Here is a 21,974-nt window from a genome sequence, read left to right as displayed (position 1 = left end):
GCTGACCTCCGACCAGTACGGCGACACGCTCGCGGGCGGGGCCGGGAACGACACCCTGAACGCCGGCCAGGGGCCGGACCAGCTCACCGGGGCCGGCGGGGCCGACCGGTTCGTGTTCGGCGCCCTGCCCTGGAACGCCGGTCACGTCACCGACTTCACCCCGGGCGTCGACAAGCTGGACCTGTCGGCGATCGCGGACGCCGCCAGCCAGGTGGAGTTCCGCAGCGACGGGGCGGGCAACACCCAGGTCTATGTGGACGTGGACGGGGCCGGCGGCGACTGGCCGTTCCTGATCACCACCCTCGACGGCGTGACCGCCAGCCGCATCGGCGCGGGCGACTGGATCGCCTGAAACGAAAAGGGGCGCCGGCTGACGCCGGCGCCCTTCCAGTGACAGAGCTCGAGAGTTGAGCTGCTGGGAGATCTACTGCTTGGCGAGCTGCTGGCCGCCGGCCTTGGCGAGCGCGGTGGCGTTGCAGTCGGCGATGCGGGCGTCGTCCATGGCCTTGCGGCCGGAGAAGGCGGCCACGGGGCCGACCTTGGTGGCGATGGTCTTGCAGGCCTGGGCCGAGAAGGTCTGCGAGGTCGGGGCCTGCGCGACGCAGGCGTCGGCTTCACAGACGAACATGGCGCCGCCGGCGATGAACTTGGTCTTCTCGGCGACCGGCGACTGCAGCTTGGCGGTGACGGGTTCGGCCGCGAGAGCGGAACCGGCGGCGAGGGTGGACAGGGCGGCGCAGGCCGCGAGGAATTGGAGCTTCACGAGAGCCCTCCAGCGTTTCGGGGAGTGGCGGCGTCCCTGCTCGAAGACGCCGGCTTTGAACTCTCCGTGGACCGCCGCGGGTATCCCCACCCACGACGCGAAGCGAACTAAGCAACGCTAAGATAACAGTGTTAAGATCGAGGGCAACCGCTTTTTTCGCACTGCGGCTATGCGCGGATGCAGAGCGGCCCCCGCGCGGCGCGCGTTCATATCTCGTCAACATTGTTTGGCCTCAGGTGGCGATGATAAGGATCGCCCTCGGCCGGGGGGCGGCCACTTCTTAGGACGACGACATGGCCAACGCGCAGTCGCCAGGCCCGGGCGGACGCGGCCCGCGCCCGCCCAAAGCCCGGCGATCGCCCCTGCAGGCGCTCCTCTACTGGACGATGGTGCTGGGCGTCTGGGGCCTGATCTTCATCGTCGCCTTCTTCGCCGTGTTCGCCGTCGACCTGCCGGACACGTCCAAGCTCTACGACGTGAAGCGCCAGCCCTCGATCTCCTACCTGGACCGCTCGGGCGCGCTGGTGGCGGTGCGCGGCAGCCAGTACGCGCCGCCGGTCGACCTCGACACCCTGCCCGCCTACGTGCCCAAGGCGTTCATCGCCATCGAGGACCGCTGGTACTACTACCACTTCGGGTTCAACCCCTGGGGCATCGCGCGCTCGCAGATCTACAACTGGACGCACCGCGGCGAGGGCCCGCTGCGCGGCGGCTCGACGATCACCCAGCAGCTCGCCCGCAACCTGTTCCTGACGCCCAAGCAGAACTACCGCCGCAAGGCCCAGGAGCTGATCCTGGCGGTCTGGCTGGAGGCCAGGTTCTCCAAGAAGCAGATCCTCGAGCTCTACCTCAACCGGGTCTACTTCGGGGCCGGGGCCTACGGCATCGAGGCCGCCTCGCAGCGCTACTTCGGCAAGCCCGCCTCGCAGCTGACGCTCGGCGAGAGCGCGCTCCTGGCCGGGATGATGAAGGGCCCCTCGCGCTATTCGCCGGTGGCCGCCACCGACCGCGCCGCGCGCCGGGCCACGATCGTGCTCGACGAGATGGTGGAGGCGAAGTTCATCACCCCCGAAGAGCGCGAGGCCGCCTTCCGCACCAAGGTGCGGGTGAACCCGGTGCTCGCCAACCAGCGGGCGCAGTACTTCACCGACTGGGTGGACGACCAGGTCCGCAGCCTGGTGGGCGAGCCCACCGAGGACCTGGTGGTGGAGACCACGCTCGACCTGCCGCTGCAGGCCTCGGCCGAACAGGCGCTGCAGGCCGGCGTCGCCGCCGCCAAGAGCCAGGGCGTGGAACAGGGGGCGCTGGTCTCCATCGACGGCGAGGGCCGCATCCGCGCCTACGTCGGCGGGACCAACTACCTGCAGAGCCAGTTCGACCGCGCCACCCAGGCGAGGCGCCAGGCGGGCTCGGCGTTCAAGCCCTTCGTCTACCTCACCGCCATGGAGGCCGGCCGCACGCCCGCCACCCCGGTGGTCGACGAGCCGGTGAAGATCGGCAACTGGGAGCCGCGCAACTACACCCAGGAGTACCTGGGCCCGATCACGCTCGAGAAGGCGCTGGAGGAGTCGGTGAACACCGTCGCCGCCCGGCTGGCCAACGAGGTCGGCACCTCCAACGTCGCCGCGACCGCGCGGCGGCTGGGGATCACCTCCCAGATCCAGCTCGACCCCTCCATGGCGCTGGGCGCCGTGGAGGTGAGCCCGCTGGAGATGGCCCAGGCCTATGCGCCGTTCGCCAACGGCGGCTTCATGGCCCGCGGCTACGGGGTGGAACGCATCCGCACGGCCAGCGGCCGGGTGCTCTACGACCACGGCGTCGACAAGCCGCCCCGCCAGGCGGTGATCGGCACGCCGGCCCTGCAGTACATGAACCAGATGATGCGCCAGGTGGTGGTGGCCGGCACCGGCACGCGGGCCAACGTCCCGGGCTATGACCTGGCCGGCAAGACCGGCACCACCAGCGACTACCGGGACGCCTGGTTCGTCGGCTACACCGGCGGCTTCGTCACCGCCGTCTGGGTCGGCAAGGACAACAACACCCCCATGCGCCGGGTGACCGGCGGCGGCGCGCCCGCGGGCATCTGGAAGGCCTACATGGCCGCGGCCCTGCCGCGCCTGAAGGTCCAGCCGATCCCCGGCGGCGTCATCGAGCCCGAGCCTCCCGAGCCGGACCCGATCGGCGACGTGATCGACGGCATCGGCGACCTGTTCGGCGGCGGCGACCGCGAGCCGCCCCCCTCCGAGTTCGACCGCCCGCGGCGCGAAGAGGTCCCGTTCTGAGCAAAACCCCTCCCCCGGGGGGAGGGTTCTGCTACCGCCCGAACGCGTGGAGCCTTGCGCCCTCGGCGCGGAGCCAGGCGCGGTGGCGGCGTTCGTCGCCGACCAGGGCCTTCACATGGGCCCAGAACCTCGGACCGTGGTTTAGCTCGAGGAGGTGGGCGCACTCGTGGGCGGCGACGTAGTCGGCGACCTCGAAGGGGGCCAGCGCCAGCCGCCAGGAATAGCGGATCGAGCCCGCCGTCCCCCGCGGCCCCGGCCGGCAGGAGCCCCAGCGCGACTTGGCGTCGGCGACGCTCACCTTGGGCATCGGCGCGCCCAAGCGGGCGGCGTAGTGGGCGGTGCGCTCGGTGAGCACGGTGAGCGCCCGCTTGCGGATCAGGAGGATCACGGCGCGGGCGTAGCCCTCCCCCTCCCCCATGGCGGTGATCCGGTGCGGCGCGCCGCCTTCCGCCTCGATCCAGCGGGCGCGGCCGGAGCCCGCCTCCAGCCGCACGGCCTCGCCGAAGACGTGCAGCGTCATGCCAGGCGAGACAGGGGCGGCGGCGGGCAGCTCGGCCAGGCGCTCGACGATCCAGGAGGCGCGCTCGCGGGCGAAGGCGGCGGCCTCCGGCAGGCGGCGCACGGACGGCGCGGTGGCGACGATCTCGCGGCGGGTGCGGTCGAGCCGCAGGGACACCCGGCGGGCGCGGCGGTGCACCTTCAGGGTCACGACCGCGCCGGCCACCTCCAGCCGGTCGCCGTCGGCGAGCTGGCGGCCGAGGAGACTCATCGGCAGGGAATCTAGGCGGCCTGCCGCTGCTTGTCGAAGCCGGCCTCGGCGCGGCGGATGAACGCGCGGACGCGGGGGTAGATCTCCTCGCGGAACCGCTTGCCGTTGAACACGCCGTAGTGGCCGACCTTGGGCTGGACGTAGTCCTCCTTCAGCTCGGCCGGCAGGCCGGAGCAGAGGTCGTGGGCGGCCTGGGTCTGGCCGATGCCGGAGATGTCGTCGTTCTCCCCCTCGACGGTGAGCAGGCCCACGTCGGTGATCAGGTCGGGGCGCACGAGCCGGCCGCGGTGGACCAGCTCGCCCCTGGGCAGCAGGTAGCGCTGGAAGACCACGTCCACGGTCTGGAGGTAGAACTCCTCCGAGAGGTCGAGCACCGAGAGGTACTCGTCGTAGAACTCCAGGTGCTTGTCGGCGCTGTCGCCGTCGCCGTCCATCATGTGCTGCAGGTAGCGCAGGTGGGCTTCCTGGTGCTTCTCCAGGTTCATGGACATGAAGCTGGCGAGCTGGACGAAGCCCGGATAGACCCGCCGCCCCGCGCCCGGGTAGGGCCCCGGGACGGTGTAGACCATGTTCGACTGGAACCAGGCGAACGGCTTCTCCTCGGCCAGCTTGTTGGTCACCGTCGGCGACAGCCGCGCGTCGATCGGCGAGCCCATGAAGGTCATGGTGGCAGGCCGGCACTCCTCGCCGTCCTCGGCCATCAGGGCGGCGGCGGCCAGCACCGGCGGGCCCGGCTGGCAGACGGCGACCACGTGCGGCCGCGGGCCGAGCTGGCGCAGCATCTCGCGGACGTGGTCGATGTAGTCGTGGAAGTCGAAGCGGCCCTCCATCACCGGCACGTCGCGGGCGTTCGACCACTCCGTGATGAACACCTCGTGGTCCTGCAGGAAGGCCTGCACGGTGCCGCGCAGCAGGGTGGCGTAGTGGCCCGACAGCGGCGCCACGATCAGCACCGCCGGCTCCAGCTCTCGGCGCCCGGCCTTGCGCATGTCGGCCATGTCGCGCGTGAAGTGGGTGAGCTTCACCCAGGGGCTCGACCACACCTCCGTCGTGCGCACGCGCACCGGCTGGCCCTCGATCTCCACATGGTCGATGCCCCAGGCGGGCTTGCCGTAGCGCCGGGTGAGGTTGGCGAACAGGTCCGCGCCGGCGAACAGGCGGCGGCCCAGGTCGGTGTCGCCGAGGTGGTTGAGGGGCGAGTTCCAGAACTCCCGCGTCAGCCGGGCGGCGAAACGCATCGGCGTCGTCGCGTAGTAGCCGGCCTCGTAGAGCGTGTAGAGCATGCCCGATCCTTTTTGCGCCGCAACATAACATGCGAGCGGTTAATCGGATGCACAAGGTGAAGCTTGTCGCAGGACCTGTCGCACCTGCGAAGTCGGCTGGAGCAGGCGGCGCCGCCTAGCAGCTCGTGGCGCGGGGGCCCTGCTTCATGGCGGCCCGGACCTTGGCGGCGATGGCCTCAGGCGCGGTCCCGTAGGGGATGACGCAGGCGAACTCGCCGCGCGGGTTCATCAGATAGGTGATCGAGGAGTGGTTGATCGTGTAGTCCGGCCCCTCGCCCGCCTTCTGGTGGAAGACGTGGTAGGCCTTGGCCACCGCGTCCACCTGGGCCTGCGTGCCGGTCAGGCCCCAGACCTGCTTCGGGAAGGCGGGGTTGGCCAGGTAGGCGGCCATCTGCTGCGGGGTGTCGCGGCCCGGGTCCACCGAGATCAGCACGGTCTGGAAGTCCTTGGCCTGGCCGCCCAGGGCCTGTTCGGCGCCGCCGAGCGCGAACATGGTCGTGGGGCAGACGTCGGGGCAGTGGGTGAAGCCGAAGAACACCGCGCTCCACTTGCCCTTCAGCAGCCGCTGGTCGACGGTGCGGCCGGTTTGGTCCGTCAGTTGGAACGGCCCGCCGACGGCGGCGGTTTGCTTCGGCGTCGGGCTCAGGATCCCGGAGCGGACGGCGAGACCGGTGAGAATGGCGAACGCCAGGGCCAGGAGTGCGATGATGGCGAGCGTGCGGCGGCCCATTCGGGGATCCCTTGCGGCGTGGCGGGTCCGCGGGGCGCGGCCCTGAGCCATGGCGAACGTGCGGACCCCAGCCTCCTCGGCGCTGAAGCCCGTGAGCCTCGATAGGACGGGCCTCCATACCGCGCAAGGCGAGCCGGAGCCCGACAGCTTCGGCGTCCGGCGCAGCCAGCTGCGCGTGCGCACCCTGGTCACCCTGCGCTGGCTGGTGATCGCCGGGGAGGTGCTGCTGCTCCTGGTGATGGGCCTGGGGCTCGGCTTCCAGGCGCCCTATCCGCTGTGCTTCGCGGTGATCGGCGCCGGCGCCTGGATCAACCTCCTGACCGGTGTCGCCTCGCCGGGCCAGCGGGTGTTCGGCGACCTCGAGGCCACCGGCCAGCTCTCGGTCGATCTGCTGCAGATCGGCGCCCTGCTCTACCTGACCGGCGGCACGGCCAACCCCTTCATCCTGCTGCTGATCGCGCCGGTGACGCTGGCGGCGGCCACCCTGCCCGCCCGGCCGGTGACGGCGTTGGGCGTGCTCGCCGGCGCGCTGTCGGTGGCGCTGGCCTTCTTCTCCCTGCCGCTGCCCGACGCGCCGGGACACCAGTACCAGATCCCCGAGAGCTACCGGATCGGCGCGGCCATCGCCAACATGGCCGGGATCGCCCTGATCGCCGGCTACGTCCGGCAGGCGGCCGAGGAATCCGCCCGCATGGCGCTGGCGCTGGACATGACCCAGGCGGTGCTGGCGCGCGAGCAGCGGCTGTCGGCCCTGGGGGCGCTGGCCGCCGCCGCCGCCCACGAGCTCGGCACGCCGCTGGCCACCATCTCCATCGTGTCGAAGGAGATGGCCCGCGAGGCGACCACGCCGCAGGTGAAGGAGGACGCCGAACTGCTGATCGCCCAGGCCGAGCGCTGTCGGGAGATCCTCAAGCGCCTGTCCGAGACCCCCGAAACGGCCTCCGACGAGGTGCACGAGCGGATGAGCCTGCGCCAGCTCGTGCAGGAGGTGATCGAGCCCCACGCCGGGGTGAAGGACGTGCGCGTGGAGGCGATCGTCACCGGCGCGCCGGGCGTGAAGACCCCCGACGTCTGGCGCCTGCCCGAGATCACCCACGCCATGACCTCCTTCGTGGAGAACGCCGTGGATTTCGCCGCCGCCGAGGTGCTGGTCACCGCCCGTTTCGACGCCGACAGCGTGTCCATCGAGGTGCGCGACGACGGGCCGGGCTTCGCGCCGGAGATCCTGGCCAAGCTGGGCGAGCCCTACGTCACCTCACGACCAGGGGTGGAGGGCGGCCGCACCGGCCACATCGGGATGGGCCTCGGCTTCTTCATCTCGAAGACGCTGCTGGAACGAACTGGGGCTGTCGTGACGTTTCAGAACGGAAGGCCTCGCGGTGCGGTTGTATCTGCCCGCTGGCCTCGTTCGAGGATTGAGGTGGGAGCCGGTTGACGACGCAGACCGCTTGCCGAAAGGTACGATGCTGCGACAGCATGCCGCATACCCGCGTAGAGGGAGGCCCCGGGCTGGGGTGACTGAATGACCGATCTGTCCGCCGATGTCGCCGCCCTGCCAGACAAGTCGCTCCTGGTGCTCGATGACGACGCGCCGCTGCGCACCCGTCTCGGGCGGGCGCTGGAGCAGCGCGGCTTCGAGCCGACCCTCGTGGGCAGCGTGTCGGAGGCGATCGCCGCGGTGAAGAACCACCCGCCCGCCTTCGCCGTGCTGGACATGCGGCTGGAAGACGGCTCGGGGCTGAAGGTCGTGGAGGCGGTGCGCGACGCCCGCCCCGACGCCCGGATCATCATGCTCACCGGCTACGGCAACATCGCCACGGCCGTGCAGGCGGTGAAGGCCGGGGCGGTCGACTACCTCTCCAAGCCCGCGGACGCCGACGACGTCGCCCGCGCCCTCCTGGCCAAGGGCGACATGTCGGCCGCGCCGCCGGAGAACCCGATGAGCGCCGACCGGGTGCGCTGGGAGCACATCCAGCGGGTTTACGAGCTCTGCAACCACAACGTCTCGGAGACCGCCCGGCGGCTGAACATGCACCGCCGCACCCTCCAGCGGATCCTGGCGAAACGCGCGCCGCGCTAGCTACACCGCCGCCCGCAGCTCCTCCGCCGCCTCGATGGGCGTCGCCTGGCGGATCACCGCGTCCAGTCGCCGGCGCAGGTCGCGGCCGCGGTCGGTGAGGTGGATCACGTGGCTGCGCGCGTCGGCGGGATTGAGGAAGGCCTCCACCAGCCCCAGCGCCGGCGCCTGGGACCATTCCGAGCCCTCCGGCCCGAGCGCGCGCAGGCTGCGCGAGGCGGTGGACTGGGTCAGCCCGGCCACGTCGGCCAGGTCCTGCACGGTCAGGCCCTCGTTCTCGCAGACATAGAGGAAGGCGATCACCTCGTTGACGCTGACCCGGGCGTCGAGGCCCTTGAACAGGTGGATGGCCTGCAGGATGGCGTTGCGCGCCGGCATGGCCCGTTACTCGTCCGCGTAGCGGCGCAGCGCGCCCGAGGCCGGCGGCTCCGGCGCGCGGGCCAGGGAGAGCGGCTTGCGCTGGCGGCGCTCGCGCATGGCCAGGGTGGCCTCCGGATAGCTGTCGCGCACCAGCCGCAGGATATCCTCCAGCCGACGCTGGTGGTCGGCGGCCTCGATGAAGTCGTCGACGCTGAGCTCGACCGAGATCTGACCGCAGAGCTTCATGGCCGCCTCCCGCAAAACCGTCACCGGCAGCATCGGCGCAGTCGACCGCGCAAGCAGCTTCAATTCGACCGGCGCTGCGCGGCGCGCTGTGAACTGCAGTCGCTGCGGCGAGCGGTCGATGCGGCGCGACGAACAGTCAGGCTTGCAGGCGCGCCGTTCCGCAAAGCGGCTATGATCGGGCCGGGAGGGCCTCGCCGGACATGACCGAACCCGCGGGCGCGCCGGGCGTCCGGCGCCGGGCGCTGCGCCCGGACCGCTACCTGGCCGCCAACATCCTGCTCTGGATGGTCGCCTACGCCCTGATCACGGCCCGGATGCTGGGCGGCGAGGCCATGCCCTATTTCTGGGAGATGGCCTGGCGGCGGCTGATCGTCTGCCTGGTGGGCGTCGGCCTCTGCGTGCTGATCCAGAAGGCCCTGTTCGCCGCCCGGCCCTGGAGCCTCGGACGCCGCGCGCTGCTGGCGCTCGGCCTGTCGATCCTGGGGGGCGCCGTCTGGGGCGTGGTCAACCACCTGGCCTTCTACGTCATCGACCCGATCATCGCCTGGCAGGGGCCGGCGAGCGAGATCCTGCTCGGCCAGTTCATGAACTTCACCGTGCTGATCTGGTCGTTCATCGCCTGGTGCGCGATCGTCTTCGCCCTCGACTACGACCAGGAGGTCCGGGAGAAGACGCTCAGGCTGGTGCAGGCCCAGGCCCTGGCGGCGGAAAGCCAGAACCAGATGCTCCGCTACCAGATCAACCCGCACTTCCTGTTCAACACCCTCAACGCCCTGTCCGCCCTGATCCTGCAGAAGGACTACGCCCGGGCCGAGCAGGTGGTGCTGTCGCTCTCCCGCTTCCTGCGCGCCTCGCTGGAGAAGCCGACGGGCGAGAAGAGCACGCTCGCCGACGAGATCGAGGCCCAGCGCCAGTACCTGGCCATCGAGCAGATCCGCTTCGGCGACCGGCTGCGGTTTGCGGAGGAGGTGCCCGACGACCTCGACGGCGCCCTCCTGCCCAGCCTGATCCTCCAGCCGCTGGTGGAGAACGCCGTGAAGTACGGCGTCGCCCGGTCCAGCGAGCCGGTGGCCATCGAGATCGACGCGCAGGCCCGCGACGGCCGCCTGCGCGTCACCGTCCGCGACGACGCCCGGCCCGACCTCTGCGGCGACCCGCCGAGGCTGGGCGTCGGGCTGGAGAACGTGCGCCGCAGGCTCGCCGCCCTCTACGGCGAGGCCGGCGACCTGGTCGTGGGCCCGCGGCCCGGCGGCGGCTTCATGGCCCAGATCGAACTGCCGCTGGAGCGCCGATGACGCCGCCGCTGCGCATCCTGATCGTCGACGACGAGCCGCTGGCGCGCCGGCGCCTGGACATCCTGCTGCGCGAGGTGGACGGGGTGGAGGTGGCCGGCGTCGCCGCCGAGGGCGCGCAGGCCCGCCGGCTGATCGACGAGCTGCGGCCCGACCTCGTCCTCCTCGACATCAAGATGCCCGGCCTGTCGGGCTTCGAGGTGCTGGACGGCGTCGCCCGGGCCGGCGAGGCGGCCCCGATGGTCATCTTCGTCACCGCCTTCGACCGTTTCGCCGTGGAGGCCTTCGACCGGGCGGCCTTCGACTATCTGCTGAAGCCGGTGGAGCCGGAGCGGCTGGCCCAGGCGATCGGCCGCGCCCGCGAGGCGCTGGCCCGCCGCGGCGCCGCCGAGCGGGTGCGCGAGCTGGAGGAGATCGTCGCCAACCTGCGCGGCGGCCCGCCCGAGCCCGCCGCCCATGACCGGGAGATCTGGGTCCAGGAGCGCGGCGACCGGCTCAGCCTGCCGGTGGCCGCCATCGACTGGGTCGCCGCCGAGCGGGACTACGTCCGCCTGCACGCCGGCGCCCGCAGCTTCCTCGTCCGCCTGCCGCTGGGCGCGCTGGAGGGCCGGCTCGACCCGCGCCAGTTCGTCCGCGTCCACCGCTCCAGCCTGGTGCGGGTCGACCGCATCGTCCGCGTCCGCCGGGCCGGCGGCCGGACCTCGGTGGTGCTCTCCACGGGCGCCGAGGTCCCCGTCTCCCGCCGCCACCTCGCCGGCCTCAAGGCCGTGACGATGGCGCGAGGCTGAGCCCTACTCCAGCGCCAGCGCCAGCGCCTGGACCCCGGCCGCGCGCATCGCCGCCAGCCGGCCGAACGCCAGGGTGAGCGCCTTGCGCCGCGCGCCGGCCAGGGGCGCGGCCGGCGCCTCGCGCAGCACCGCCCCGCCGAAGCCGTCGGCGACGATCAGTCCGGGCTCGTCCGGCAGCACCTCGCGCGGGAACTCCGGCCCGACGGCGAAGGCGAAGGCGTCGCAGTAGGGCCGGTACTCGTGCCACTTCTGGTCGGTGCGGAAGTCCTCGATGGAGCTCTTCACCTCGACGATGAAGATCTGCCCCTTGGGCCCCAGCGCCATCAGGTCGGCGCGCCGTCCGTTGGGCAGGGTCACTTCGGCCAGCGGCGCATAGCCCAGCGCGCTGAGCAGCCGGGCGGCCCCGCGGGTGACCTGGGCTGTGGTCTCCGGCCGGCTGACCGAGACGACGGTGACCTGGACGTCCATGGCCAGACTGTGTTCCGCCTTCGTTCCAGATGCAAGCGGCGGGCGATTATATACTTTGCAAACCCACCGAAGCTGTGGCATAAGATTCCCAAGAGGAATCAAGCATGTCCGTTCTCAGCCGCCCCTACTTCCACGACGAACAAGCCGCCTTCGATTTCGTCGAGAGCATCATTTGGCCGCAGGGTCCGGTGTGCCCGAAGTGCGGTGGCGTCGAGCGGATCTCCAAGATCGCGCCGAACAAGGCCACGCGCGTCCGCTACGGCCTGAAGAAGTGCGGCCAGTGCCGCAGCCAGTTCACCGTCCGCATGGGCACGATCTTCGAAGAGTCCAAGCTGCCGATGACGAAGTGGCTGCAAGCCATCTTCCTGATGACTGCCTCCAAGAAGGGCGTGAGCGCCCACCAGCTGCACCGCACGCTTGAGATCACCTACAAGACGGCGTGGTTCCTGGCCCACCGCATCCGCGAGGCCATGCGCTCTGGCGAACTGGCGGTTCCGTTCGGCTCCGGCGGTGGCGCCGTGGAAGTCGATGAAACCTACATCGGCCGCAACCCGGACAACCAGCCGAAGGAAGGCAAGAAGTTCCGCACGCCGAACATGAACTGCGTCATGACCCTCGTGGACCGCGACACCGGCGCTTCCAAGTGCTTCGTGATCGACCGTTTCGACGCGGCGACCGTGGGCGCCATCCTGAGCGAGAACATCAGCACTGAGGCCCGGCTGATGACGGACGAAGCCCCGATGTACAAGTTCCTCAGCTACCCGTTCGCCGACCACGGCCAAGTCACCCACGGTCGCGGCGAGTACGTCTCCCGGCAGGACTACACGGTCCACACCCAGACGGTCGAAGGCTTCTACAGCATCTTCAAGCGCGGCATGAAGGGCGTGTACCAGCACTGCGCCAAGAAGCACCTGCACCGCTACGCGGCGGAGTTCGACTTCCGCTACAGCCACCGCATCGCCAACGGCTACGACGACACCCAACGGGCCGTGAAGGCGCTTGAGGGTGTGGTTGGCAAGCGCCTCACCTACCGGTCAGCTGACGAGCGGCCCCAAGCCTAAGGCGCTGGGGCGGAGGCGTAGGGCCGACATCTTTTGGAGGGCGAGAAACGCCAGAAATAAATGGCTTGACGGAAAGGATTTAACTTGATCCGCGCGCCCGCATAGAGGAAGATTCGCCCTCTAAGGGGCACTTCCGATGACGGATGAACTGGTCAGTTTTGAGATCGACGGTAGCGAAGAGCGTCGGGGGGCGATTCCCGCCGACGCTTTTCTCGCTAAGCTGCGAGCCTTTATTACAGCCGTCTATGCTTTTGAGCGCGCCTTCAGCAAAAAGGAAAAGCGGCAAACCGAGCTAGAGATCGTTGATTTGAGCCGGCGCAGCCCCGGCAAAGTGGCGATGCGCGTCCGGACGCTAGCGCCGGGTTTTCCCGCTCAGGAAGCGATGGCGTGGACATTCGAGCAGTTTGACAGGATCTATGCCGGCAGGCCGGTTGATCCCGCCGTTCCGCAAACAGCGATCGACACCGTCGTGGATCTGGCCGCCGTCCGCACCGCGCGCCTTCCACAACTCGGCCTCATGCGGGCCAGCTTTGGCCAGACCGTCATCAGCATCGACAAGGTTCTGGAGGCGCGAGCCCTAGCCGCGCGAGCCGCCCTAGTGGCGGACGACAGGCCACCGTGGCGCCCCGGCGTATCTCGCGGGAGTCTGTTCGGCGAGTTGCGGGGCGTAATGGATTTTGACGGCGAGCGGCAGTTTTTCATCTTACCGCCCAGCGGGCCTAGCCGAGTTCAGTGCGTTTTTACTGAGGATCTGCGCGCCCGCGTCGGGGACAATCTGTTCAAGACTGTGCGAGCGGCTGGGTTCCTCCACTACGACGGCAACAGCCCTTACCCGGTGCTCCTGGAGGCCACTACATTGGAAAGTGTCCCCGAGCCAGCCAGTCACCTCTCTGATATTCGAGGCATTTTCCGGGATATGGAGCCACCGCCCCCGCTGGAGGATTGGGCTTAAGTGGCCGCCCTCGATCTGTACTATTGGGATGCCTGCATCTTCTATGAATACCTCATGGAAGATCAGCCCGATGCTCACAAAGCCCAGGCCGTCACCGATATTCTCGATGAGAATAAGCAGCGGCGAAACCGCATCTGCACCTCCGTTATAACTCACTCTGAGGTCGTTCCGAAGAAAATCGGAGGAAATGCCGAGCAACGATACTGGGATTGCTTCGGGAGCACGTTCTTTTACGACGTCGAGGTAGACCGAAGCGCGATCTTACTGGCCCGCGAGATTCGGGATTACTACTATCGTCCACCAGAGGACTCAGGCGGCTACCGCCTTATGGGCACACCAGACGCTCTGCACCTTGCCGCGGCCATTCTCAACGGGGCCGCAGAGTTCCACACCCGCGATGGCAAGAGGCGGGGCGGCAACGTCCCTCTCCTTGGCTTGGATTCTTCGTCTCCCGGCGGGAAACTGTGCGGGAAGTACGAGTTGAAGATCATCAGCCCCACAGCGCAGCAGCTCCGCATTGTCTGAGACGCCCAAACCCCAAGTCGACAAGTTCCGCGACCTGGCCCGCGAGCTAGAGGCGGACGAGGACGAGGCTCACTTTGAGGACGCGGTGAAGCGGATCGTGAAGACTCCGCCAGCGGAAGAGCCCGCGCCGGAATGACAGTCGTCCCGCTCGCGCCAGCCATAGCCGCCAAGGAGGCGCGGGAGTGGTGGGAGCGCCTAGGGCGACGCAGCATCACAGCAGACGAACTGCTAGCGTTCCGGGAGTGGCGGAAGAGGCCGGAGAACGCCGAGGCCTATGAGCGACTAGTGAAGCGTTGAGCGGAGGTAGGCCCAGTTGGCGTCCCACTGGTCCCGGCTGACGCGTAGGTCATGCGCCGTCTCCACTCGGGAGCCATCTTTCCGACGCCGCAGCAGCGCCTCGCCCTCAAGCACGTCGAGCGGGTCGATCCGGTGGGCGTGCCAACTCGTGCCGCCGAGGATCTGAAACGGCGCGTCCCGGAAGTTTCGATAGAAGACGCGGATGCTGTTGTTGGCGGCGAGTTGGGTAAAGTCGTCTATCGCGCGCTGCATCTGCACCATGTAGCGGTCAGGATCGCCCGCTGGCGCATCCCAGGCTCCCGTTGCCGCGAAGTGGAGGGCTTCCGCTAGAGGCGTGTCGGCCTTCAGAGTGTAGCCGCCCCTAATGCCTCGCTGCGCCGGTTCCGATGGCGACACCCTCGCTCGCCGCCGCAGCAACGCTATCGCGACTGGCGCCACAAGCGCGACACCGCCCGCTACGAGCGCGACCTTGTCCGCGCCCGGCTGAAGAAGCGCGGTCGGTAGGTTGGCCAGGCCCAAGAGGTGAAGCCATCCGGCAAGGTTGCTGGAGGCTTGCTCGACGGACACTTGCGACGCTACCGCGACGAGGCCGCCAGCGCTGCTGGCCACCCCGACAGCAATTTTCCAGCTCTTCCCCATCCCGTCTTCATATCATTGCTCCGCTTGGGTTTGCAAAGTATACAATCACCAAGCGGCGCCGTCAGCCGAGACCCATGGCGGCCCGGCCCACCGACCAGATGCCGGCCAGGAGCAGCAGGACGGCGAGCGCCACGTGGACGGCGAACAGACGCGGGTTGTCGGCCCGGCGCACGGTGGTCAGCCAGCCGATCTCGCCGCGGCTGAAGGCGGTGCGCAGGGCGGAGACGGCGAGGTAGAGCGCGCCCGCGCCCAGGATGAGAAGGACGACGGCCAAGGCCTCAGCCGCGCGACGGCAGCGGGAACTCCAGCCTGCCGGGGTCGAAGCCGAGCTGGCGGATGCGGCTCACCGCCTGCGCCTTCACGGCCGCCGGCAGGGTGGGCTTCTGGCTCATCAGCCACAGGTACTTGCCGTCGCGGGTGGACAGGATGATCCAGCCCTGGTCGGCCTTGTGCTCCAGCACCCAGTACTCCTGCGAGACCAGGCCGCCGAAGAAGGTCATCCTGAACTTGGCGTTGGAGGCCGGGTCGGCGACCTTGGCCTTGGCCTTCCACTGGGCCACCGGGCCGTCCGGCGCGCCCTTGCGGCAGGTCTGGGTCACCGCGAAGCCGTCGGAGACGCGCACCCAGTCCGAGGCGCCGGCCTGGCAGCCGGACTGGATCTTGTTGGGCAGGCGCGCCACCTCGTACCAGCGGCCCATCATCTTGGTGAGCTCGATGCGCTCCACGGGCTGCGGCTGCGCGCCGGCCGGGCCGGCCGGGCCGGCGGCGAGACACATGGCGGCGGCGGCCGCGAGGGTCAGGCGCTTGAGCATGGATGACGCAAATACCGTGGGCGCGTGACAATTCAAACACCGGCGGTCCGCGGCCAAGCTGCCGCCAATGGTCGCGGGGCTACTCCGCCGCCACCGCCACCCGGGCGCGGTCCTTGAAGTTGATCTCCTGCAGGTAGCGGATGCCGTCCTCGGCGATGTCGTCGCCGACCATCCGGTCGCCCTCGGCGTCCAGTTCGTCCAGGTCCACGTACATGGCGTAGAACGACCGCGTCCGCTCGGTGATCAGCCCGGCCTTCAGCAGGGTCTTGATCAGCACCCGGAAGACGTTGGTGTCGCTGCGGTAGCGGCGGGCCGGGTCGCGGGTCTTCCGACGCTCGATGATCTCGGCGGTCACCCGCTCGGGGTCCATGCCGAAGGCGCCGAAGATCTCGGCCATCTGGTTGGGCGCGCCGCGGTCGAACAGGAGCTTCTGGGCGCAGTGGGCGGTCCAGTCCTCCACCAGGTTCCGCTCGGCCTCGGTGAGGTGCGGGATGGTGCGGTCGGCCCAGATCTTCCCGAACTTGTGGTGGAAGGCCTCGTCGGTCATCACCAGCTGGAAGAGCTTGCGGGCCAGGGGATCGCGGTTGTGGCGGAAGCCGTGGGCGAAGGCGCCCATGGCCAGGCCCTCCACCAGCATCTGCATGCCGACGATCTTCTTGTAGACCTCCGGCGCCTCGATGATCTCCACGAGCAGGGCCTTCAGCGCCGCGCCGCACTCCACCGGCCGCCCCCAGCGGGCCTTCACGTACCTGGCGAAGGCGGTGACGTGCCGGGCTTCTTCGCGGGTCTGGTTGGCCGCGTACTCCTGCGCCCCCTGGTCCTTCAGCACGTGGCAGAGGCTGGCCGAGAGGTTCAGCGCCCCCTGCTCCCCGTGCAGGATCGAGGAGAAGTTGCGCAGCTGCAGGTGGTTGATGAAGGCGACCCGCATCTTCGGGTCCCTCAGGCTCTCGTCCACATAGGCCAGGCGCAGGAACGGCACCTGGTCCTCCGGCATCAGGGCCTCGGCCTCCAGGTCGAACGGCTCGTCGAAGTCGATGTACTTGGCGTCCAGCGGGTCCCAGAAGTGGTCGTGGGTCGCCGAGATGATCTTGTCGAAGGCCGTGGAGCGGGCGCCGTAGCGGTCCAGCTCCAGCATGGACTCGAAGTCGTCCGGCGCCACCGCGCCGTACATGATGTCCTTGGTGATGTTGCCGTCGGCCATGCGCTGTCCTCCCGCGCCCGGCCCGTCTGCCGCGGGTCTCGTGGCGCCGGGAGAGTGTCGGCCTCTCTGACGCCCCCGTCAATTTCCCGGCGCCCCCGCCGCGCCCCACGCAGCAAAACGCCCGCCGGGTCTCCCCGGCGGGCGCTGTGAGGCCAGGCCTCCGACGCGGCCTATTCGGCGGCGATCAGGATCTGCTTGGCCTTGTCCTTGAAGTTGATCTCCTGGAGGTACTTGATGCCCTCCTCGGCGATGTCGTCGCCGACCATCTTCTCGCCCTCGCCCTTCAGCTCCTCGAGGTCCACGTAGGTGGCGTAGAAGGCCTTGGTGCGGTCGGTGATGATGCCGGCGTTCAGCAGGGTCTTCACCAGGACGCGGAAGATGTTGGACTGCTCCTTCATGTTCTCGCGGCGGGTCTCGTCGGTGACCATCTGGGCCATCTCGGCGATCACCAGGTCCGGGTCGAGCCCGAACTCCTCGTAGAGGTCGCGCTGCTGGCTCGGCGCCACGAGGTTGAAGAGCAGGGTCTGGAAGCAGTGGGCGGCCCACAGCTCGATGATCTCGTGCTCTTTCTCCGTCAGGTGCGGGATGGTCCGGTCGGCCCAGATCTTCCCGAACTTGTGGTGGAAGGCCTCGTCGGTCATCACCAGCTGGGTCAGCTTCTTCGCCAGCGGGTCGTTGGTCTTGGAGAAGATGGTGGCGAAGGCGCCCATGGCCAGGCCCTCGACCAGCATCTGCATGCCGATGATCTTCTTGTAGACCTCGGGGCTGCCGATGATCTCGACGAGCAGCGCCTTCAGCGTCGGGCCGCATTCCACCGGGCGGCCCCAGCGGGCCTTGATGTACTTGGCGAAGGCCGTGACGTGGCGGGCTTCCTCGCGGGTCTGGTTGGCGGCGTACTCCTGGGCGCCCTGGTCCTTAAGGACGTGGCAGAGCGAGGCCGACAGGTTCAGCGCGCCCTGTTCGCCGTGCAGGATCGAGGAGAAGGTGCGCAGCGTCGACAGGTTGGCGAAGCGGACGCGGTCCTTGTGGGTCTTCAGCCGGCTGGACACGTACTCCGTCTGCATCGAGACGATCATGTCCTCGGGCAGGATGTACTCGTTCTCGATGTCGAACGGCTCGTCGAAGTCGATGTACTTGGCGTCCAGCGGATCCCAGAAGTGGTCGTGGGTCGCCGAGATGATCTTGTCGAACGCCGTCGAGCGCGCGTTGTAGCGGTCGAGCTCGAGCATGGACTCGAAGTCGTCCGGCGCCACCGCGTCGTAGATGATGTCCTTGGTGATGTTGCCGTCAGCGGCCATGAACCCGTTCTCCTCACCTCGCCGGGCGTTCTTTCGGCCCGTCCAGAGGGGCGGGACCTTGGCGCACGAACCCGGCTGCGTCAAGGAAGATGACGGGAGCGTCAACTTTGGCGCTACCCCGCCGCCGCCTCGATGGAGTCGATGTCGGCGTCGGAGAGGCCGAAATGGTGGCCGATCTCGTGGACCAGGACGTGGGCGACGAGCTCCTCGAGCGTCACCTCGCCGTTCTCCGCCCATTCGTCGAGGATCGGCCGGCGGTAGAGGAAGATCATCGAGGCCTGCGGGGCCGGGTCGAACACCGAGCGGCGGGCGAGGTCGACCCCGTGGTAGAGGCCGGTGAGCTCGAACGGATCCTCCATGCCGAGGTCGGCCAGCACGTCCTCGGCGGCGAAGTCCTGCACCTGGAAGACCACCTCGCCGGTCATCCTCCGGAAGCCCTCGGGGAGGGCCTGGAAGGCGGCCTCGGCGAGGGCGGCGATATCGTCGAGCGACGGCGCCTTGCCGATCTGACGCTCACTCATCGGGGACCACGATGCTCGGGTTCTCGGGCAGCCTCGTCTCGAAGAGGCCGATGTCCAGCGGCTGCTGCGGCTCGACGGGCCGCAGCGGCTGGCGGGCGATGGCGCGCAGGGTCTCGCTGTCCAGGTTCTGGCGCGTGCGGCGGGCCTTGCGGGCCTGGGGCGCCTCAATCGGCCGCTCGGCGGTGGCGATCCGCCAGTAGCTGACCATCAGCCGCCAGGCGGTGCGCGGCCGCTCGGCCGGGGGCTGAGGCCACCGGCGGCCATCCTCGAAGCTGGGCGCGACGGGCGCCAGCCTCGCCGTCTTCCCCGGCTCGACGACGATCTGCTCGGCCAGGCGGCAGAAGCGGTCCTCCGGCGCGGGCGAGGCGCCGGTGCGGTCGTCGTCCACCCGCCCCCTGTAGGCGTCCAGCGCCGCCTCGCGGGTGGCGAAGGCCGGCCCCACGGGATCGGTGGTGAAGACCACGTCCTCGCGGGCCGCGGCGCGGGCCTCCCGTTCGCGCGCCGCGCGGCCGAGGGGGCTGGAGAGCGCCAGCTCGGCGTTGGCGGCCACCGGGTAGAGGATGGCGGTCATGTGGCTGATCATGCGGCAAAACACCTAGGCACGAAACGCGTCGAACGGAAGGCAAGGGCCGTGCGGCGGCCGCCGGGTCGCCGTAATCTCCGAACGGGGTGATTCGCCGTTGGGGCGGCGGAGCGCCGCCTGGAGTTTCGATGAGCGCCGACCAACTGATCCTGGCCGCGGCGGCGGGTGCGGTGTCGCTGGCCATCTGCGCGGTCCTCTGGGCCCTGGCGCAGCGCCGGCACGCCCAGGCCCGCGTCGACGCGCTGGCCGAGCGGCTGGCCGGGGTGGAAGCCCGCGCCGAGGCCGCCCAGGCCTCCGCCGAGGCCTTCGATTCCGCCCTGCTGGCGGTCGAGGACGGCCGCGCCATGCTGGCGTCGGGCGAGGAGAGCCTGGTCACCTGCGCCGAGGCGCTGGGCCTGCCGGAGGCCGATCCGCAGGGGCTGGTCAACGCCCTGATGCGCGCCGACCCCGATCACGCGCGGCGCCTGCGCGCCCTGTTCGAGCGCGGCGAGGCCTGCGCCTTCGACATCCAGGGCCCGAACGGCGCGGTCACCGTCGAGGGCCGCGCGGCCGGCGCGCTCGCCTGGCTGCGGCTGTCCGGGATCATCGGCGAGGACGCCGGCCTGCCGACCGCCCCGCGCTTCGCCGCCTTCCTGCATGCGCGGGCCTGCCCCGCCTGGATCGCCGCCGCCGACGGCTCGCCGGTGTGGGTCAACGCCGCCTGGCTGGCCGCCGCCGACGCCCAGAGCCTCGACGAGGCCGCCTCCCGCGGGGCGGCCTTCGACAAGGGCGCCGACGCCCTGGCCAGCGAGGCCGCCAACCTCGGCCAGCGGCGCGAGGCCGTCCGCTGGGCGACCGTCGGCGGCCGCCGCCGCGCCTTCCGCATCACCGCCCAGCCCCTCGAAGGCGGCGGCGTCGGCGTCTGGACCGACGACGTCACCGAGATCGAGGAGATGCGCGAGGTCCTGAAGCGCAACGTCGAGGCCCATGACGAGACTCTGAACCACATCGCCGAGGCGGTGGCGGTGTTCAGCCAGGGCAAGAAGCTGATCTTCCACAACACCGCCTTCGCCGACCTGTGGGGCCTGGAGCCCGCCTGGCTCGGCGAGCAGCCCACCCACGGCGAGATCCTCGACCGCCTGCGCCAGCGCCGCCGGCTGCCGGAGACCGCCGACTACGGCAAGTGGAAGGCCGCCGAGCTCGACCGCTACGAGCAGCTCGCCCCCACGCCCGACGACCTCTGGAGCCTGCCGGACGGCCGCACCCTGAAGGTCGTGCGCCAGCCCCACCCGATGGGCGGCCTGTTGCTGCTGTTCTCCGACATCACCGGCGAGCTGAAGCTGAAGGCCCAGTACAACGCCCTGATCCAGGTCCAGCAGGCGACGCTCGACAAGCTCAACGACGCCGTCGCCGTGTTCGGCTCGGACGGGCGGCTGCGGCTGCACAACGAGGCCTTCGAGCGCTTCTGGCACATCACCCCGCCGCAGCTGGAGGCGGCCGGCGACTTCGAGGGTGTGGTCGAGCTCTGCGTGCCCAAGCTGCACGACATGGGCTTCTGGCGGGAGCTGAAGGGCCGGGTGGCCGATCCCGACCCGTCGGCCCGCGCCCCGATGACCGGCGAGGTGAAGACCTCCGACAGCCGCATCGTCGCCTACCAGTCGCGGCCGCTGCCGGACGGGGCGACGCTGATCGCCTTCACCGACGTCACCGACGCGCGCAAGCTGGAGAGCGCGCTGGCCGCCCGCGAGGCGGCGCTGGCCGAGGCCGAGCGGCTGAAGCGCGACTTCGTGGGCAACGTCTCCTACGAGCTGCGCACCCCGCTCACCACCATCATCGGCTATTCCGAGCTGCTGGAGCGCTCCGGCGAGGGCCTGTCCGAGCGCGGCCGGGCCCACGCGGCGGCGGTGAAGTCGGCCGCCACCCAGCTCGCCCGCTCCATCGACGACGTGCTCGACATGGCCCAGATCGACGCCGACGAGATGGCGCTGGACCTGGAGGACGTCCGCGTCTCCGACCTGCTGATCTCGGTGGCGAGCCGCTGGCAGAAGGACGCCGAGGCCGCCCGCGTGTCGATCATCGTCGAGCCCTCGCCCGACCTCGGCCTGATCCGCGGCGACGCCAAGCGGCTGGGCCAGATCCTCGACCACCTGGTGGAGAACGCGCTCGGCCAGACGCCCGCCGACGGCACGGTGACCATCGCCGCGCGCAAGGCGCTGGGCGAGATCCAGCTGCAGGTCTCCGACACCGGGCGCGGCATCCCCTTCCACGTCCAGGCGCACATCTTCGACCGCTTCATCGGCCGCGAGCGCGGCGGTCCGGGCCTGGGCCTCGCGCTGGTCAAGGCGCTCACGGAGCTACACGGCGGCTGGGTGGCCCTGGAGAGCGAGCCCGGCGCCGGCGCCACCTTCACCTGCCACCTGCCGGAGGAGGCCCACGCCGCCGCCGCCCAGCCGGAGCTCAGCCTGGGGGTCTGAACAGGCCCGCATCCCCGGCGAGAGCGCCGCCGACCGCGCCCCCGACGCCGCCCCGCTGTGGACCCTACTCGACAGGACGCCGGAGGGCCGGCCGGCCGACTGGCGCCCGAAGCTCGACTGCTGAGCCTCAGAGCAGCCGCAGGCAGTACTCGGCGCGCCGGAAGTTGTGCTTCACCGTCACGTCGGTGGCGAGGAAGGCCGCCGACTGGCCGGGCTCCAGGCTGAGCGTCCCGCTGGCCGAGCCGTTGCGGCGGGTCACCACGACCCGGGCGTTGGTCGCGGCCTCGGGCGAGATCACCAGCACCACCGTGCGGGGCGCGAGCCCGACGACAAAGTCGCGGGTGTCGCTGCCGGCCTCGGCGAACAGCCCCGGCGCGCCGCCCGAAGCCAGGCACGCGGCGTAGAAGGCGCTCATCGCCGGCGGCGGCGTCTGCCCCTGCGCCGCGCCCGCACCGGCCCCGGCCAGCACCAGGCCGGCGGCTGCGGCCATCCATGGTCTCATTCGTCCCTCCCCTGACGGTTGCCGACGCGACGATGGCGCCTGCGGAGCAAGCCGGCAACGGTCGGCTCCCCG

General features: G+C 70.0%; 26 protein-coding genes. 11 read left to right on the top strand and 15 right to left on the bottom strand.

Annotated features, from left to right (window positions below; translation table 11 throughout):
• The coding region (locus VM685_RS08230) for a M10 family metallopeptidase C-terminal domain-containing protein (RefSeq protein ID WP_325459641.1) at window positions 1–352 on the top strand (352 nt) is incomplete at its 5' end.
• 72 nt (window positions 353–424) lie between these two features.
• On the opposite strand, the gene VM685_RS08225 is transcribed toward VM685_RS08230, so the two are convergent.
• Complete coding sequence (locus VM685_RS08225) at window positions 425–763, bottom strand: CC_3452 family protein (protein WP_325459640.1); 339 nt, start codon at window positions 761–763, stop codon at window positions 425–427.
• Window positions 764–1,056: 293 nt separating this feature from the next.
• Here VM685_RS08225 and VM685_RS08220 point away from each other — a divergent pair, with 293 nt between their 5' ends.
• A complete protein-coding gene (locus VM685_RS08220; protein ID WP_325459639.1) occupies window positions 1,057–3,045 on the top strand; it encodes a penicillin-binding protein 1A in 1,989 nt (662 codons plus the stop codon).
• A 31-nt stretch (window positions 3,046–3,076) separates the two neighbouring features.
• On the opposite strand, the gene VM685_RS08215 is transcribed toward VM685_RS08220, so the two are convergent.
• The 3 genes from VM685_RS08215 to VM685_RS08205 form a co-directional block, all read right to left on the bottom strand.
• Entirely contained in the window at window positions 3,077–3,814 is a 738-nt protein-coding gene (locus VM685_RS08215; RefSeq protein ID WP_325459638.1) for a SprT family zinc-dependent metalloprotease, read from the bottom strand.
• Between the two features lie 11 nt (window positions 3,815–3,825).
• Complete coding sequence (locus VM685_RS08210; RefSeq protein WP_325459637.1) at window positions 3,826–5,097, bottom strand: polyhydroxyalkanoate depolymerase; 1,272 nt, start codon at window positions 5,095–5,097, stop codon at window positions 3,826–3,828.
• 115 nt (window positions 5,098–5,212) lie between these two features.
• The gene (locus VM685_RS08205) at window positions 5,213–5,827 is read right to left on the bottom strand and encodes an SCO family protein (RefSeq protein ID WP_325459636.1); all 615 of its coding nucleotides are present in this window, start codon (window positions 5,825–5,827) and stop codon (window positions 5,213–5,215) included.
• Between the two features lie 91 nt (window positions 5,828–5,918).
• Here VM685_RS08205 and VM685_RS08200 point away from each other — a divergent pair, with 91 nt between their 5' ends.
• A complete protein-coding gene (locus VM685_RS08200) occupies window positions 5,919–7,262 on the top strand; it encodes an ActS/PrrB/RegB family redox-sensitive histidine kinase (protein ID WP_325459635.1) in 1,344 nt (447 codons plus the stop codon).
• Window positions 7,263–7,349: 87 nt separating this feature from the next.
• Window positions 7,350–7,907 carry an ActR/PrrA/RegA family redox response regulator transcription factor gene (locus VM685_RS08195; RefSeq protein ID WP_325459634.1) on the top strand — a complete coding sequence of 186 codons (558 nt, stop codon included), beginning with the start codon at window positions 7,350–7,352 and terminating at the stop codon, window positions 7,905–7,907.
• Here the strand turns inward: VM685_RS08195 and VM685_RS08190 are convergent, their stop codons facing one another.
• Together VM685_RS08190 and VM685_RS08185 are read right to left on the bottom strand one after the other, a co-directional pair.
• The gene (locus tag VM685_RS08190) at window positions 7,908–8,282 is read right to left on the bottom strand and encodes a MarR family winged helix-turn-helix transcriptional regulator (protein WP_325459633.1); all 375 of its coding nucleotides are present in this window, start codon (window positions 8,280–8,282) and stop codon (window positions 7,908–7,910) included.
• 6 nt (window positions 8,283–8,288) lie between these two features.
• Window positions 8,289–8,510: a hypothetical protein gene (locus VM685_RS08185; RefSeq protein ID WP_325459632.1), complete on the bottom strand. Its 222-nt coding sequence runs from the start codon at window positions 8,508–8,510 to the stop codon at window positions 8,289–8,291.
• Window positions 8,511–8,710: 200 nt separating this feature from the next.
• On the opposite strand from VM685_RS08185, the gene VM685_RS08180 reads away from it, so the two are divergent.
• Together VM685_RS08180 and VM685_RS08175 are read left to right on the top strand one after the other, a co-directional pair.
• Window positions 8,711–9,805, top strand: coding sequence for a sensor histidine kinase (locus tag VM685_RS08180; RefSeq protein ID WP_325459631.1), 1,095 nt, complete (start codon window positions 8,711–8,713; stop codon window positions 9,803–9,805).
• Window positions 9,802–10,590: a LytTR family DNA-binding domain-containing protein gene (locus VM685_RS08175; protein WP_325459630.1), complete on the top strand. Its 789-nt coding sequence runs from the start codon at window positions 9,802–9,804 to the stop codon at window positions 10,588–10,590. The genes VM685_RS08180 and VM685_RS08175 overlap by 4 nt, the downstream gene beginning before the upstream one ends.
• A gap of 3 nt (window positions 10,591–10,593) precedes the next feature.
• Here VM685_RS08175 and mmcB read toward each other — a convergent pair whose 3' ends face one another.
• The gene (mmcB, locus tag VM685_RS08170) at window positions 10,594–11,058 is read right to left on the bottom strand and encodes a DNA repair putative endonuclease MmcB (protein WP_325459629.1); all 465 of its coding nucleotides are present in this window, start codon (window positions 11,056–11,058) and stop codon (window positions 10,594–10,596) included.
• Between the two features lie 104 nt (window positions 11,059–11,162).
• On the opposite strand from mmcB, the gene VM685_RS08165 reads away from it, so the two are divergent.
• The 4 genes from VM685_RS08165 (at window position 11,163) to VM685_RS21025 (ending at window position 13,893) form a co-directional block, all read left to right on the top strand.
• Window positions 11,163–12,119, top strand: a complete 957-nt coding sequence (locus VM685_RS08165) for an IS1595 family transposase (protein WP_325459628.1) — start codon at window positions 11,163–11,165, stop codon at window positions 12,117–12,119.
• Window positions 12,120–12,255: 136 nt separating this feature from the next.
• Window positions 12,256–13,071, top strand: coding sequence for a hypothetical protein (locus tag VM685_RS08160; RefSeq protein WP_325459627.1), 816 nt, complete (start codon window positions 12,256–12,258; stop codon window positions 13,069–13,071).
• A complete protein-coding gene (locus VM685_RS08155; RefSeq protein WP_325459626.1) occupies window positions 13,072–13,596 on the top strand; it encodes a type II toxin-antitoxin system VapC family toxin in 525 nt (174 codons plus the stop codon).
• Window positions 13,597–13,728: 132 nt separating this feature from the next.
• On the top strand, window positions 13,729–13,893 hold the full coding sequence (locus tag VM685_RS21025) for a DUF4880 domain-containing protein (RefSeq protein WP_414693349.1): 165 nt from the start codon (window positions 13,729–13,731) through the stop codon (window positions 13,891–13,893).
• On the opposite strand, the gene VM685_RS08150 is transcribed toward VM685_RS21025, so the two are convergent.
• The 7 genes from VM685_RS08150 to VM685_RS08120 all read right to left on the bottom strand — a co-directional run bounded on the left by VM685_RS08150 (window position 13,879) and on the right by VM685_RS08120 (window position 18,947).
• On the bottom strand, window positions 13,879–14,532 hold the full coding sequence (locus tag VM685_RS08150) for a hypothetical protein (protein WP_325459625.1): 654 nt from the start codon (window positions 14,530–14,532) through the stop codon (window positions 13,879–13,881). The two genes, VM685_RS21025 and VM685_RS08150, sit on opposite strands and share 15 nt — an antisense overlap.
• Window positions 14,533–14,593: 61 nt before the next feature.
• Window positions 14,594–14,806, bottom strand: a complete 213-nt coding sequence (locus tag VM685_RS08145) for a hypothetical protein (RefSeq protein WP_325459624.1) — start codon at window positions 14,804–14,806, stop codon at window positions 14,594–14,596.
• Window positions 14,807–14,810: 4 nt separating this feature from the next.
• Window positions 14,811–15,344 (bottom strand): lipocalin family protein, encoded by a 534-nt coding sequence (locus VM685_RS08140; protein WP_325459623.1) that lies wholly within the window; start codon window positions 15,342–15,344, stop codon window positions 14,811–14,813.
• A gap of 79 nt (window positions 15,345–15,423) precedes the next feature.
• Window positions 15,424–16,545: a ferritin-like domain-containing protein gene (locus VM685_RS08135; RefSeq protein ID WP_325459622.1), complete on the bottom strand. Its 1,122-nt coding sequence runs from the start codon at window positions 16,543–16,545 to the stop codon at window positions 15,424–15,426.
• Window positions 16,546–16,715: 170 nt separating this feature from the next.
• Complete coding sequence (locus tag VM685_RS08130; RefSeq protein ID WP_325459621.1) at window positions 16,716–17,843, bottom strand: ferritin-like domain-containing protein; 1,128 nt, start codon at window positions 17,841–17,843, stop codon at window positions 16,716–16,718.
• A gap of 113 nt (window positions 17,844–17,956) precedes the next feature.
• Entirely contained in the window at window positions 17,957–18,364 is a 408-nt protein-coding gene (locus tag VM685_RS08125) for a metallopeptidase family protein (RefSeq protein ID WP_325459620.1), read from the bottom strand.
• Entirely contained in the window at window positions 18,357–18,947 is a 591-nt protein-coding gene (locus VM685_RS08120; protein WP_325459619.1) for a hypothetical protein, read from the bottom strand. Before VM685_RS08120 ends, VM685_RS08125 begins: the two co-directional genes overlap by 8 nt.
• A gap of 128 nt (window positions 18,948–19,075) precedes the next feature.
• Here VM685_RS08120 and VM685_RS08115 point away from each other — a divergent pair, with 128 nt between their 5' ends.
• Window positions 19,076–21,400 carry a sensor histidine kinase gene (locus VM685_RS08115; RefSeq protein ID WP_325459618.1) on the top strand — a complete coding sequence of 775 codons (2,325 nt, stop codon included), beginning with the start codon at window positions 19,076–19,078 and terminating at the stop codon, window positions 21,398–21,400.
• Window positions 21,401–21,527: 127 nt separating this feature from the next.
• Here VM685_RS08115 and VM685_RS08110 read toward each other — a convergent pair whose 3' ends face one another.
• Complete coding sequence (locus VM685_RS08110) at window positions 21,528–21,890, bottom strand: hypothetical protein (protein ID WP_325459617.1); 363 nt, start codon at window positions 21,888–21,890, stop codon at window positions 21,528–21,530.
• Window positions 21,891–21,974 lie beyond the last annotated feature (84 nt).

Origin of the sequence: Phenylobacterium sp., assembly GCF_035539035.1 — a bacterium.
Lineage (GTDB): Bacteria > Pseudomonadota > Alphaproteobacteria > Caulobacterales > Caulobacteraceae > Phenylobacterium.
The sequence above is the reverse complement of the archived record's forward strand: the minus strand, read 5'-3'. Positions and strand labels throughout refer to the sequence as shown.